The sequence below is a fragment of the Allocatelliglobosispora scoriae genome (genome assembly GCF_014204945.1).
In the GTDB taxonomy this organism is placed as follows: Bacteria; Actinomycetota; Actinomycetes; order Mycobacteriales; family Micromonosporaceae; genus Allocatelliglobosispora; species Allocatelliglobosispora scoriae.
On sequence record NZ_JACHMN010000002.1, the window covers coordinates 2811468 to 2824215 of the forward strand.

12 protein-coding genes are annotated in these 12748 nt (G+C 69.4%); 7 read left to right on the top strand and 5 right to left on the bottom strand.

Annotated elements, in window-relative coordinates:
- Positions 1–38: 38 nt before the first annotated feature.
- The 5 genes from F4553_RS18205 to F4553_RS18225 are packed head-to-tail and all read right to left on the bottom strand — an operon-like array spanning position 39 to position 6583.
- Positions 39–1178 carry a Gfo/Idh/MocA family protein gene (locus tag F4553_RS18205; RefSeq protein WP_184837603.1) on the bottom strand — a complete coding sequence of 380 codons (1140 nt, stop codon included), beginning with the start codon at positions 1176–1178 and terminating at the stop codon, positions 39–41.
- Positions 1169–2542 carry a mannitol dehydrogenase family protein gene (locus F4553_RS18210; RefSeq protein WP_184837605.1) on the bottom strand — a complete coding sequence of 458 codons (1374 nt, stop codon included), beginning with the start codon at positions 2540–2542 and terminating at the stop codon, positions 1169–1171. Before F4553_RS18210 ends, F4553_RS18205 begins: the two co-directional genes overlap by 10 nt.
- Entirely contained in the window at positions 2533–3813 is a 1281-nt protein-coding gene (locus tag F4553_RS18215; protein WP_184837607.1) for an enolase C-terminal domain-like protein, read from the bottom strand. Before F4553_RS18215 ends, F4553_RS18210 begins: the two co-directional genes overlap by 10 nt.
- A 2-nt stretch (positions 3814–3815) precedes the next feature.
- Entirely contained in the window at positions 3816–5267 is a 1452-nt protein-coding gene (uxaC, locus tag F4553_RS18220; RefSeq protein WP_184837609.1) for a glucuronate isomerase, read from the bottom strand.
- A gap of 2 nt (positions 5268–5269) precedes the next feature.
- Complete coding sequence (locus F4553_RS18225) at positions 5270–6583, bottom strand: Gfo/Idh/MocA family protein (protein ID WP_281395021.1); 1314 nt, start codon at positions 6581–6583, stop codon at positions 5270–5272.
- A gap of 264 nt (positions 6584–6847) precedes the next feature.
- Between F4553_RS18225 and F4553_RS18230 the strand changes: the two genes are divergently transcribed.
- The 7 genes from F4553_RS18230 to F4553_RS18260 all read left to right on the top strand — a co-directional run bounded on the left by F4553_RS18230 (position 6848) and on the right by F4553_RS18260 (position 12624).
- A complete protein-coding gene (locus F4553_RS18230; protein ID WP_184837613.1) occupies positions 6848–7882 on the top strand; it encodes a LacI family DNA-binding transcriptional regulator in 1035 nt (344 codons plus the stop codon).
- A gap of 131 nt (positions 7883–8013) precedes the next feature.
- Positions 8014–9276 (top strand): ABC transporter substrate-binding protein, encoded by a 1263-nt coding sequence (locus tag F4553_RS18235; protein WP_184837615.1) that lies wholly within the window; start codon positions 8014–8016, stop codon positions 9274–9276.
- A gap of 140 nt (positions 9277–9416) precedes the next feature.
- Positions 9417–10406 carry a carbohydrate ABC transporter permease gene (locus F4553_RS18240; protein ID WP_376776275.1) on the top strand — a complete coding sequence of 330 codons (990 nt, stop codon included), beginning with the start codon at positions 9417–9419 and terminating at the stop codon, positions 10404–10406.
- The gene (locus tag F4553_RS18245) at positions 10406–11257 is read left to right on the top strand and encodes a carbohydrate ABC transporter permease (protein ID WP_184837617.1); all 852 of its coding nucleotides are present in this window, start codon (positions 10406–10408) and stop codon (positions 11255–11257) included. The genes F4553_RS18240 and F4553_RS18245 overlap by 1 nt, the downstream gene beginning before the upstream one ends.
- A gap of 4 nt (positions 11258–11261) precedes the next feature.
- The gene (locus tag F4553_RS18250; RefSeq protein ID WP_184837619.1) at positions 11262–11861 is read left to right on the top strand and encodes a hypothetical protein; all 600 of its coding nucleotides are present in this window, start codon (positions 11262–11264) and stop codon (positions 11859–11861) included.
- Positions 11862–11953: 92 nt separating this feature from the next.
- Complete coding sequence (locus tag F4553_RS18255) at positions 11954–12301, top strand: type II toxin-antitoxin system RelE/ParE family toxin (RefSeq protein ID WP_184840862.1); 348 nt, start codon at positions 11954–11956, stop codon at positions 12299–12301.
- On the top strand, positions 12298–12624 hold the full coding sequence (locus tag F4553_RS18260; protein WP_184837621.1) for an XRE family transcriptional regulator: 327 nt from the start codon (positions 12298–12300) through the stop codon (positions 12622–12624). Before F4553_RS18255 ends, F4553_RS18260 begins: the two co-directional genes overlap by 4 nt.
- The last annotated feature ends 124 nt before the right edge of the window (positions 12625–12748 follow it).

Here is a 12748-nt window from a genome sequence, read left to right on the forward strand (position 1 = left end):
GACCGGAGCGCAGCGACTATCTATTCAGACGGCATTCGTCAGGGCGGCGGAATTGCAGGACCACTCCCGGGGGTTGCAATCCACGGCGTGCCAATCTCGGTGAGGAGCGCGAATTCATCGGCGCATCGCCGCAGCGCGTCGTTGACACCGCGCAGGGTTCGGGTGCCGCCGTCGACGTCGTATGCGTTCGGCTCCACCTCGACGGGCATCGGTGCCTGCCGCAGCCGGGCGATCACGTCGGTGAAGCCCGCCGTCCGGGCCAGCGGCGAGAGCAGCTCCGCGGCACCGGCCCGGTGATCGATCAGGTTCTCCAGCAGGGTGACCCGGCCCTCGACGGTGGTCAGCTCGGCCTCCCCCGGCAGCCGGAGCAGGTCCTCGCGGAAGGCGAGTTCCGCGCGGCCCGCGCTGCCGTGGACCACCAGCTCGCCGTCGACGAAGGACTCCGAGACGAGGGTCACCGCGATCAGCACCAGGGCGCCGCCGGAGAGCGTGACCCGCAGCGTCGCGGTGTCCTCGACCTCGATGTCGCGTACCCGGCACCAGGCCACCTCGACCTCGACCGGCTGCTGGTCCAGCACGGCGAGCGCCTGCATCAGGGCGTGCGCGAACGGGTTGGCGAGGGCACCGTCGAGCGACGGCCGACCGGCGACCGACCGCCGGCCCGACCAGCTCGACCGTCGCCAGTAGTCGTCGTCGCGCTGCCACGCCCCGAGCACGGAGACGCCCCTCGGGGTGCCGACCGCACCCGCCGCGACCGCCTCGCGCAGGCGGCCGAGCGCGGGTGAGGCGAGCGCCTGGAATCCGACCTGGACCACCCGGCCCGTCTCCTCCTGCACCGCGACGAGCGCGTGGTGCTCGTCGAGGTCGAGCACGGGCGGCTTCTCCAGCAGCACGTCGGCGCCGGATCGCAGCGCCGCGCTCGCGAGCGCGAGGTGCGTGTGCGGCGGCGTGCAGACGATGACGACATCGGGCTTGATCTCGCTGAGCAGCGCGGCGAGATCGGCGAAGACCGGTACGCCGTCGGGGGCGTCGACGACGGGCGCGGTGTCGGCGAGTGCCACCAGTTCGGCGATGCCCCGCTCGGTCAGCTCCGCGAGCTGCTCCCGATGGCGCATCCCGTGCCCGTTGGCTCCGATCAGTGCCACCCGGACCGGGCGCGCGGGCGGTGTCAGAGGCATCGCCGCACCACCTCGGCGGCGCCGTGGCTCGCGAGTTCGTCGCGCCAGCGCTGCACGGCGACGAGGTGCGCCGGATCGGCGAGCGGCAGGATGCCGCCGGGGCCGAAGAGCGCGGCGGTCGTCGGATCGGCCCGGATCTCCGCCGCCCGCGGGTCGTCGAGCGGCAGCTCGCCGCCGTCGTCGGAGCGGCCGAGGGCGAACTGCGCCCAGGCGGCGAGGATCAGCGTCCCGAGCTGCGGTTCCACGCCGTCGGCGTCGACCACCGAGACCACCCGCTGGGGCAGCTTCTGGCTGCCGTCCATCGCGACCTGCCAGGTCCGGTGCCCGAGCTGCGGGTTGGCGAAGCGCTCCAGCACGGTGTCGCCGTAATCGACGACGCTCACGCCGTCGGGCGGGGCGAGGGAGGCCGCCACCTCACCGGAGACATAGCTGCGCAGCAGCGATCGCATGCCGGGCAGGTCGAGCGCCTCGGCGATCGTCTCCCGCCCGGCGAGCGCGCCGAGGTAGGCCAGCGCGCTGTGCACGCCGTTGAGCCCGCGCAGCTTGAGGTGCTCCCAGTCGGTGACATCGCTGGTGAAGGTGGCACCGGCGGCGGCCCAGTCGGGGCGTCCGGCGGCGAAGTCGTCCTCGATCACCCATTGGCGGAACGGTTCGGCCGCGACCGCCGCGAGATCCGCCGTACCGAGGATCCGCCGGGCCGAGCTGAGCGTGGCGACGGTGCTCGCCGGCACGATCCGGTCGACCATGCTCGACGGGCAGCTCACCTGCTGCTCGAACCACTCGGCGAGGCTGGACTGCTCGGTCGTCGCGAGTTCGCCGATCAACGCAGCGCGCAGCGCTCGGCCGTTGGCCGGAAGGTTGTCGCAGCTCAGCAGCGTGATCGGGCCCGCGTCCGCAGCGGCGCGGGCGGCGAGACCGGTCAGCAGCAGGCGCAGCAGAGCGGCTCCGGGCCGGTAGGCCTTCTCGGTGACGGTGAGCGAGATGATCCGGACCGCCGGATCGGCGATGAGCGCCGTCACGGCCGCCGGATCCGACGCGGCGTGCGCGGTGCCGGTCAGCGCCGCGACCACCCTCGCCCGCTCGCCGTCGGCACCGCCGAGCGTGACCACGCTGAAGAGGTTGTCCTGCGCCGCGAGCGCGTCGACCACGCTCCGCGAGCTCGGCGCGACCCCGACGGTCCCCCAGTCGCCGCCGCTCGCCGCGATCGCCGCCTCGGTGAAGACCGCCTGGTGCGCGCGGTGAAAGGCACCCACACCCAGATGGACCATGCCGGTACGCAGGTCCGCCGGGTCGATCGCGGGGCGGCACTCGGACGGCAGGCTCGACAGTGCGGTGCGGTCGAGGCGCAACTGCTTCACCGCCATGCCGCACCGTCGGGGAAGGAGAACTCCTCGATCGACGCCGCCTTCATCGTCACCGAGTAGCCGGGCTGCTCGGGCAGCCGGTAGCGGCCCTCGACCACGGTGATCGGGTCCTCGAAGTGCTCGTGCAGGTGGTCGACATACTCCACCATCCGGCCGTCGAGCGACCGGCCCACGCGCAGGAAGTCGAAGATCGACAGGTGCTGGACGTACTCGCAGAGGCCGACGCCACCCGCGTGCGGGCAGACCGGTACGCCGAACTTCGCCGCCAGCAGCAGGATCGACAGCACCTCGTTGACACCGCCGACCCGGCACGCGTCGACCTGGCACACCTGAATCGCGTCGGCCTGCATGAGCTGCTTGAAGATGACCCGGTTGGCGGCGACCTCACCCGTGGCGACCCGGATCGGGGCGACGGCGCGGGCGATCGCGGCGTGGCCGAGCACGTCGTCGGCGTGGGTCGGCTCCTCGATCCAGTAGGGGTCGACCTCGGCGAGCACCGCCATGTTGGCGATCGCCTCGTCGACATCCCAGACCTGGTTGGCGTCCATCATCAGCAGCGCGTCGGGACCGATCTCCGCGCGGATCAGCCGGGCCCGGCGCAGGTCGTCGTCGATCGGGCCGCCGACCTTCATCTTCATCGCCCGCCACCCCTGCGCGTAGGCGGCCCGCGTCAGCTCCCGCACCTGCTCGTCGGGGTAACCGAGCCAGCCCACCGAGGTCGTGTAGCTCGGGAAACCGTCGCGGCGGAGCAGGGCCAGGCGGTCGGCGTACCCCTCGTCGGGTTCCAGGATCTTCAACGCCTCGGCGGGCGTGAGCGCGTCGCCGATGTGATGGAAGTCGATGCTGCGCACCAGCTCCTCGGCCGGCATCTCCGCCAGGAGCTGCCACATCGGCTTGCCCTCGGCCTTGGCGCGGAGGTCCCAGACGGCGTTGACGATCGCGCCGGTCGCCATGTGGATGACGCCCTTCTCCGGGCCGAGCCACCGCAGCTGCACGTCGGCGCTGAGCGACCGCCAGAACTCGACCGGCTCCGCGAAGAGCTCCGCGAGCGTGCGGCCCCGCACGTGGTGGCTGAGCGCCTCGATCGCGGCGCAGGCGATCTCGTTGCCCCGGCCGTTGGTGAAGGTGAAGCCGGTGCCGGTGATGCCCTCGTCGGTGTGCAGCTCCACGTAGGCCGCCGAGTAGTCGCCCCGGTTGATCGCGTCGGAGCCGTCCCCGGACGCGGCGGTCGGGTAGCGCACGTCGTGGACGCGGACGTCGATGATTTTCATGGTCACCCTACTTTGAAGATCTTCTTGGGGAGGTGGTAGGCGAGATCGGCGATCGTCTCGCCGGCCTCGTCCAGGCTGAGCCGGTGCTCGGCGACGAGCCGGGCGAGGAATCCGGCGTCGATGCGGCGGGCCACGTCGTGCCGGACGGGGATCGAGCAGTATGCGCGGGTGTCGTCGACGAAGCCGGCCGTGTTGTAGAAGCCCGCCGTCTCGGTGACCGCCTCCCGCCAGCGGCGCAGCGCCTCCGGAGCATCGAGGAACCACCACGGCGCGCCGACGAAGACCGACGGGTAGCCACCCGCCAGCGGCGCCAGCTCCCGGCTGAAGTTCTGCTCGTCGAGCGTGTAGACGACCATCCGGAACCGGGGATCATGCCCGAACTCGTCGAGCAGCGGCCGCAGCGCCCTCGTGTACTCCGTCGCCTCCGGGATGTCGCCGCCGACGTCCCGGCCGTGGGTGCTGTGCAGCCACGTGTTGTGGTTGCGGACCGCGCCGGGGTGCAGCTGCATCACCAGGCCGTCCTCGGTGGACATCCGGGCGAACTCCACGAGCATGTGGCCCCGGAACGCCTCGGCCTCGGCCGCGGTCACCGCCTCGCCGCGCAAACCCCGGGTGAAGATCGACGCGGCGTCGTCGACGCTCGCCGCCCGGGCCGTCGGGTGGCCGTGGTCGGAGCTGGTCGCGCCCGCGGCGATGAAGTCGAGCCGGCGCAGCCGCAGCGCGTCGAGGAACCCCGACAGGGTGTCCGTGTCGCAGCCGGTCATCGCGCCGAGCGCGCGCACCCGGTCGGGCCAGCCGGCCCACTCCAGGTCGACCATGTCGTCCGGCCGGAACGTGGTGATCACCCGGCCGCCCGGACCGCCCCAGCCGTCGGCGGCGAGCTTCGCGTGCCTGGTCAGCGGGTCGAGCGCCGACTCGGTCGTGGCGAGCACCTCGAGGTTGAACCGGGCGAACAGCGCCCGGGGCCGGAACTCCGGCTCGGCGAGGCGGGCGCTGAGCGCGTCGTAGATCTCGTCGGCGGTCTCCGGACGCAGCGGCGTGTGCACGTCGAAGACGCCGGTGAAGGTCCGCTCCAGCCATAGCTTCGACGGCGTGCCGCGGAAGAGGTGCCAGTGCGAGGCGAGGGTACGCCAGATCACCCGGGGGTCGGACTGCACCGGGCCGCCGTCGACGCGGGGTACGCCGAGCGCGTCCGGGCTGATCCCCTGGCTCAGCAGCATCCGGGTCACGTAGTGGTCGGGCACGACGAAGAGCCGCGCCGGATCACCGAAGGGTTCGTCGTCGGCGAGGATGCCCGGGTCGATGTGCCCGTGCGGGCTGATCAGGGGCAGGTCGCGAGCGTGACCGTAGAGCTCGCGGGCGATCTCGCGCACCCTCGGCTCGACCGGCAGCAGCACATCGTCGTCACTGCCGCCGGCTGTCTCCTGCCGAGGTGACCGCACGTCAATCGTCATCGTCAACGCTCCCATTCAGCGAGGTCCAGTAGTTCGCGCACCGGCACCATCCGGCCGGTCGCGATCGACTCGTTGGCCGCGAGCCCGGTCAGCAGCGAGCGCGCGCCATCGAGCACCGTCGCGGACCTGGCCAGCGGGTCGGCGTGCCCGCCGAAGAGCACCCCGGTCATCCGGATGTCGGCGCCGCCGTGACCTTCGCGGTCATAGGCGGGCACGACCACCTCCGTCGGCTGCTGCCAGAAGCGGCGCAGCCGGAGCGAGACACCGCCGGACTCGGCAGCCGCCTCGACGCCGTGCAGCGCGGCGGTGTGGCCCTTGACCGCGCCCGCCACCCCCGGCGCGACGTGATCGGACTCGACGACATCGAGCTCCAGGCGGCCCAGGCTGCCGTTGACGGCGACCCGATAGCCCTCCCAGGGCGCGAAGGCGGTGAGGTGGTAGGACATCGTGGCGCCGGACGCGTACCGGGCCAGCACCGCCATGTCGTCCTCGATCGTCACGCCGGGCGCGAAGACGTTGACGTCGCGGTGGTAGCCGTCGTGCTCCTCGGCGTCGAGGTAGAGCTCGGCGAGGGCCGGGTTGTCCTTGAGGTGCAGGGCGAAGGGGTCGCCGACCGCATCGGGCGCGCCGTGGGCCCGGGCGTAATCGCGGGCGAAACCGTGGCGCGCGCCGGAATCGCCGTAGAAGAACAACCGGCCCTCGGCGGTGACCCGCTCGGGAGTGCTCCCCAGCCACCAGTTGACCAGGTCGAAGTGGTGGGTCGCCTTGTGCACCAGCAGCCCGCCGGAGCTCGCCTTGTCGCGGTGCCAGCGCCGGAAGTAGTCCGCACCGTGCCGCACGTCGAGCAGCCACTCGAAGTGCACCGACGAGACCTCGCCGATCGCACCGCTCGCCAGCAACTCCCGGACCTGTTCGTGCACGGGGTGGAAGCGGTAGTTGAAGGCGACGGTCACGTCACCCCCGGTCCGCCGGGCCGCGTCGAGGATCCGGCGGCATTTCGCCGCATCCGTGGTCATCGGCTTCTCCGTCACCACGGCACAGCCGGCTTCGAGACCGCCGACGATGAACGCGTCGTGGGTGGCGTCGACGGTGCAGACGATGAGGGTGTCGACCCGCTCCTTCGCCAGCATCACGTCCAGCTGGTCGGGGTGGTATTCGGCGGCCCTCGGTGCTCCGTCGGCGAGCAGGCGGCGCTGCTGCGCGGCGACCCGGGCCGGGTTGATGTCGGCCAGCGCCACCAGCTCGCCGTATGCGTGCAGCGAACGGGCGAACATCTGGGCGCGGGCACCCGTGCCGACGATCGCGTACCTGGTCAACTTGTGCTCCCCACGGACTACAAACGTTTGCAGTAGAACTAACCATCGTGCATCGATTGCGTCAATGCCGGAAACAAAAGTGTCGGTTATTTCCATATTCGTCCTGCTGGATAAACACTCAGGACCCCGTTTCGAAGCACTGTCGAAATAACATCCGTTGACATCGGAGCAACCGTTTGCATTAATGGGTCACTACGTGATGGCCGCCACTGTTGCTGCCAAACCTGGGCCGCAAGGCCTTCCACCAGCAAGAAGGAGCGCCACGTGCCGGTCACCATCCGCGACGTCGCCCGTGTCACCGGCGTGCATGTGTCGACGGTGTCGCGTACGTTCAGCGCGCCGCACCAGGTGAACGCAGAGACGCGGCATCGAGTGCTGGCCGCGGCCGAGGAGCTGGGCTACCGGCCCAACCGGGCGGCACGGGCGCTCATCACCGGCCGGACGCACAACATCGGCCTGATCGTCGCCGACATCGCCAACCCGTTCTTCCCGCCGCTGATCAAGGCGGCGGAGAGCCACGCCCGAGGTCGGGACTACCACGTCTTCGTGGCGGACACGAACGAGGACGCGAGCGTCGAGGAGGAGCTCGTCCTGGCGCTGGCGAAGCAGGTCGACGGGATCCTGCTCTGCAGCCCGCGGATGAGCAACGCCCAGATCGAGAAGTTGTCCCGCGATGTGCCACTCGTGATCGTCAACCGCCCGGTGCCGGGCCTGCCGGCCGTGGTGATGGACGTCGGACAGGGCGCGCGGCTCGCGGTCGAGCACCTCGTCGCCCTCGGCCACCACGACATCGCCCTGCTCGGCGGCCCGCGCGGCTCCTGGACCAACCGGGAGATCCGCAAGTCGGCGACGCTCGCGGCCCGCTCCCTCGGCGCGGAGCTCACCATCTTCGGGCCCAACCCGCCCACCGAGGACGGCGGTGCCGCTCAGCTCGACGCGGTGCTGCAGGCCGGTGTGACCGCGGTGCTCGCCTACAACGACCTGATGGCGGTGGGCCTCATCGACGCCCTCGACCATCACGGGGTCAAGGTTCCCGACCAGATCAGCATCGTCGGCATCGACGACACGGCGCTGAGCAGGCGGACCAGACCCACCCTGACGACGGTGGCCACCCCTACGGCGGCTGCCGGCCGAGCGGCTGTCGACATGCTGCTTCAGCATGGCGACGACCGTCGCACCACCGCACTGGTAACGCTTCAGACCGAATTGGTCATCCGCGACTCGTCAGGCCCGGGCCCGCATAGCCCTGCGGGCCCGGGAGGGCGGCTGCAACCGCCACACGACGGTGTCGCGTCCTGAGAGAGCAAGGAGTAGGAGCCATGCACCCTGCGACACCTGCGCCGGCCCATGAGCCGTCGCAGCACAACGTTATCTTGTCCGGCGGCTCGACCGGCTGGAACCGTCGTCAGCTGCTTCGTACCGCTGTCGGCATGGCGGTGGCCCTCCCGGCCGCCGGCCTGCTCGCCGCGTGCGGCGACGATGAGCCCGCCGCCGGTGCGGAGTACCCGACCGGCCCGGTCACCCTGACGTTCTACTGGTGGGGCGGTGAGGCACGCGCCAAGCTCACCGACGACGCGCTCAACCTCTACACCAAGGCGCACCCGAACGTCACGATCACCCGTACCTGGCAGGCCTTCACCGGGTATTACGACAAGCTCGCCACGATCTCCGCAGGCGGCAACGCACCCGACATCTTCCAGATCGACGACAACGGCCTGGCGGAGTACGCCAGCCGCAACGTCACCCTGGACCTGAGCCCCTACACGAAGTCGGGTGCGATCGACGTCTCCAAGCACCCGAAGAGCCTGACCGAGTACGGCCAGCTCAAGGGCAAGCAGGTCGCGATCGCCACCGGCGAGAACACCCCGGCGATCATCTACGACAAGACCATCCTCACCGAGCTGGGTCTCGCCCTGCCGAAGGTCGGCATGACCTACGAGGAGATCATCACCTGGGGTGCCGAGGTGAGCGCCAAGAAGCCCGGCTACTGGGGTCTGATGGACCCGAGCTCCGACTACAAGGCGCTGTGGCTGTGGCTGCGTGCCCAGGGCAAGGAGTTCTACAGCGACAACAAGATCGCCTTCTCCGAGGCGGACCTGATCGCCTGGTTCCAGCTCTGGGTCGACGCCCGCGCCAAGAACGCGGTGCCGCCGGCCGACGTCGTGCACGAGGCGGTCACCGGCAGCGTCGCGACCCAGCTCGTCGTCACGAAGAAGGCAGCCGTCTCCTTCATGTGGTCCAACCAGCTCTCCGAGATGCAGAAGGCCACCAAGAACGACCTCGCGATGACCGCCTACCCCGGCGACCCCAAGGGCCAGTGGGCCCGGGCGTCGACCTACTGGGCGGCGTCGCGGACCACGAAGAACGCCGTCGTCGTCGCCGATCTGATCAACTTCCTGGTCAACAACGTCGAGGCCGGCAAGGTCCAGGGCGTCGACCGCGGTCTGCCGAGCAACCTCGATGTCCGCACCGCCGTCTCCGACTCGCTGACCGACCAGAAGATGAAGGACACCGTCGCCTTCGAGAACGAGATCACTCCGAAGTTCGGGCCGGCTCCGGCTCCGCCGCCCAAGGGACACAGCGGGCTGCGCAACACGCTGCGCGACATCGCCGAGACCGTCACCTACGGCAAGGCGACGCCGGAAGCCGCTGCGAAGCAGTTCTTCACGCAGGCAGCAGCGGCACTCGCCTGACCTGGGTGACCCGGGGCTCGCATGGCGTACCAACGTCGAGCCCTTGATTGTGACCGGCAGCCGCGCGGCGTGAGTCGCGCGGCTGCCGGACCCCTGACTCGATCTCGTGACTCGTTCTCGGAAGGAGACCGCCCGTGGCGATCAGCAACGTCATCTCCGAGCCGGCCTCCCCTGCGGCCACGCCGACGCGTGGCTCACCGCCCTCCCCCAAACGCCGAGCCGGGCAGAGCCCCGGGCGGCGGCAGGAGGGCCGGGCCGGCCTGTTGTTCCTCTCGCCCTGGCTACTGGGGCTGATCGGGATCACCGCGTTCCCGATGCTCTTCTCGCTCTTTCTCAGCTTCACCAACTACGACGTCCTGAGCAGCTGGGAATTCCTCGAGTTCGTCGGCTTCGACAACTACCGGAAGATCTTCACCACCGACCCGATCTTCTGGAAGTCGGTCCGGGTCACCCTCACCTTCGGGCTGATCGCGGTGCCGCTCAAGCTCGCCGCGTCGCTCGGGGTGGCGCTGCTGCTCAACAAGGCCCGCCGCGGCGTCGGCCTCTACCGGAGCATGTTCTACCTGCCGTCACTGCTCGGCGGCTCGGTGGCGCTGGCGCTGGTGTGGCTGGCGATGTTCAACGGCGACGGCGCCTTCAACGACTTCCTCGCGCTCTTCGGCATCGAGGGCAAGTCCTGGATCAACGAACCGGACTGGGCGCTCGCGACCCTCATCGTGCTCTCCGTCTGGCAGTTCGGCGCACCGATGGTGATCTTCCTGGCCGGTCTGAAGCAGGTCCCGACCGAGCTCTACGAGGCGGCCTCGGTCGACGGCGCCAGCAAGCTTCGCCAGTTCTTCCACGTCACACTGCCGATGCTGTCCCCGGTGATCTTCTTCAACCTGGTTCTGGAGACGATCCACGGCTTCCAGGGCTTCACCGCGGCCTTCGTCATCAGCAACGGCACGGGCGGCCCCGTCTATGCCACGAAGCTCTACACCCTGCTCATCTACGACAAGGGCTTCACCGATTTCCAAATGGGGTACGCCTCCGCGCTCGCCTGGATCTTCCTGGCCGTCATCGGCCTGATCACGGTGGTCTTTTTCAGCACCGGACGGTTCTGGGTGCACTACTCGGACGGAGAGAAGTGATGGGCCGACCCACGGCGGTCTCCCGCGTACGCGGGGTCATCGGCGCGATCGTCCTGATCGCCATCCTCGCCGTCGTCCTCTATCCCCTGATCTGGCTGCTCGGCGGGTCCTTCAAGTCGCCGACCGAGGTCGTCAGCAACATGTCGCTGCTGCCGACGGAGCCGACCCTCGGCAACTATCCCGACGGCTGGAGCTACATCCAGGGCGTCCCGTTCGGCACCTTCTTCGTCAACAGCATGGTGATCTCGCTGCTGAGCGTCGTCGCCAACGGGGTCTCGTGCCTGGTGACGGCCTATGCCTTCGCGCGGCTGCGCTTCTTCGGCCGCAAGGTCTTCTTCGCCCTCATGATCGGCACGCTGCTCCTGCCGGGGCACGTGCTGATCATCCCGCAGTACGTCATGTTCAACGAGTTCGGCTGGGTCGACACCCCGCTGCCGCTCGTCATCCCCAAGCTGCTCGCGACGGAGGCGTTCTTCGTCTTCCTGATGGTGCAGTTCATGCGGGGCATCCCTCGCGAACTCGATGACGCCGCCAAGATCGACGGGTGCGACCCCTACCGCACCTTCCGGCACGTGATCCTGCCGCTCTCGCGGCCGGCGCTCATCACGACGGCGATCTTCTCCTTCATCTGGACCTGGAACGACTTCTTCACGCAGCTCGTCTACCTGCCCAGCGTCGAGAAGTACACGGTGCCGATCGCCCTGCGCCTGTTCATCGACTCCAGCGGGCAGACCTCGCTCGGGCCGATGATGGCGATGTCGGTGCTCGCGCTGATGCCGGTGTTCCTCTTCTTCCTCGCCTTCCAGCGGTTCCTCGTCGAGGGCATCAACACCAGCGGTCTGAAGGGCTGAACCCATGACCACCGAGCAGCGCCTGGCACCGGCCCGCGATTGGCGGGACACGTTTCGCGACGGAGCCGATCTGGCGCTGCTCGGGGTGGTGGTGAGCATTGCCTGCCTGCCGCTGGTGACCGCGGGAGGAGTGGTGGCCGTGGCGGCGGAGGCCGTCGCAGTGCGGTACGGGCAGGGGCGGTGGCTGACGCTCGGCGAGCTGTGGGCTGCGCTGCGGCGGCGGTTCCTGCCGGGGCTGGCCGCCGGGGCCGTCGTCCTGATCACCGTCGCGCTGCTCCTCGCGGATCAGGTGCTGCTCGCCGGTGGCGTGGTGCCCGGCGGGACCGCGCTGGCGTGGGTTACCGGGCTGCTGGGGCTGGTGATCCTCGGGATCTACGCGCTGGTCGTGCCCTTCGTGGGGCGCGGGCTGGGGTTCTGGGCGGCGGTGGGGGCTGCTCGGGGGGTGGCGGTGGCTCGACCGGGGGTGCTGGTCGGGGTGGTGGGGGTGCTCGTGCTGAGCGGATTCCTCGCCTGGGTGCTGCCGGTGGCGGGGCCGTTGCTGGTGGGTTACGTGCTGCTGGCCCTGCACGGCATCGTCCAGCGCTCAACCGTTGCGCACTCCTGAAGTAGCCGACTCCGCCGACGGGGAAGCGGATCCGCTTAGTATTCAAGAGTACTATCGAGATGTACTCTCGACCGGTGAGCTTTCGGCTGGAGATGGTCAACGAGGTCCGGGACTGGTTACACCACCTCAGACGGACCGACCGCAACACTGCCGTCCTCATCGGCCAGGCTATCTCCGCCCTCCTTGATGAGGGACCGAACCTCGGGCGCCCACTCGTCGACCGCATCAAAGGCTCGAGGCTCCACCACCTCAAAGAGCTGCGACCCGGTTCGGCGGGGACCACCGAGGTGAGGATTCTGTTCATCTTCGACCCCGAGCGCAAGGCCGTGCTTCTGGTCGCGGGCGACAAGGCCGGAAAGTGGAACGACTGGTACCGCGAGGCGATCCCCACCGCCGAAAACAGGTATGCGACCTACCTGAAGGAGATGGAACAGCCATGAGCAGCACTCACAGCTACGACAAGGACAGCTTCCTCAACGAGTTCTTCCCCGACGAGGCGGACCGCGCGGAGGTCGAGGCAGGCGCGGAGCATCTGATCGATATCAGCCGCGCCACCCGGCTCGTCGAGATGCGCAAGCGCCTCGGGCTCACCCAGGCCGAGGTCGCTGAACGAATGCACGTCCGCCAGGAGCGCGTCTCCGCCATCGAGCGGGCCAAGGTGACGGCCAGTGAGCTGCGGACGCTGGCTTCGTACATCGAGGCGCTGGGCGGGCGCATGGAGATCATCGCCGACTTCGGTGGAGAACGGCTCGTCGTCGGGTGAACCGCCCATCGGAGATCGTTAAATAGTTAAAAATATTGACAGTTATTGCGGCGCGTCATCGTTCCTCACCCTCGGTGTCGTCAGTGGAGGAAACACCTGCGCTCCCCCAGAAGGTGGTTCGCAA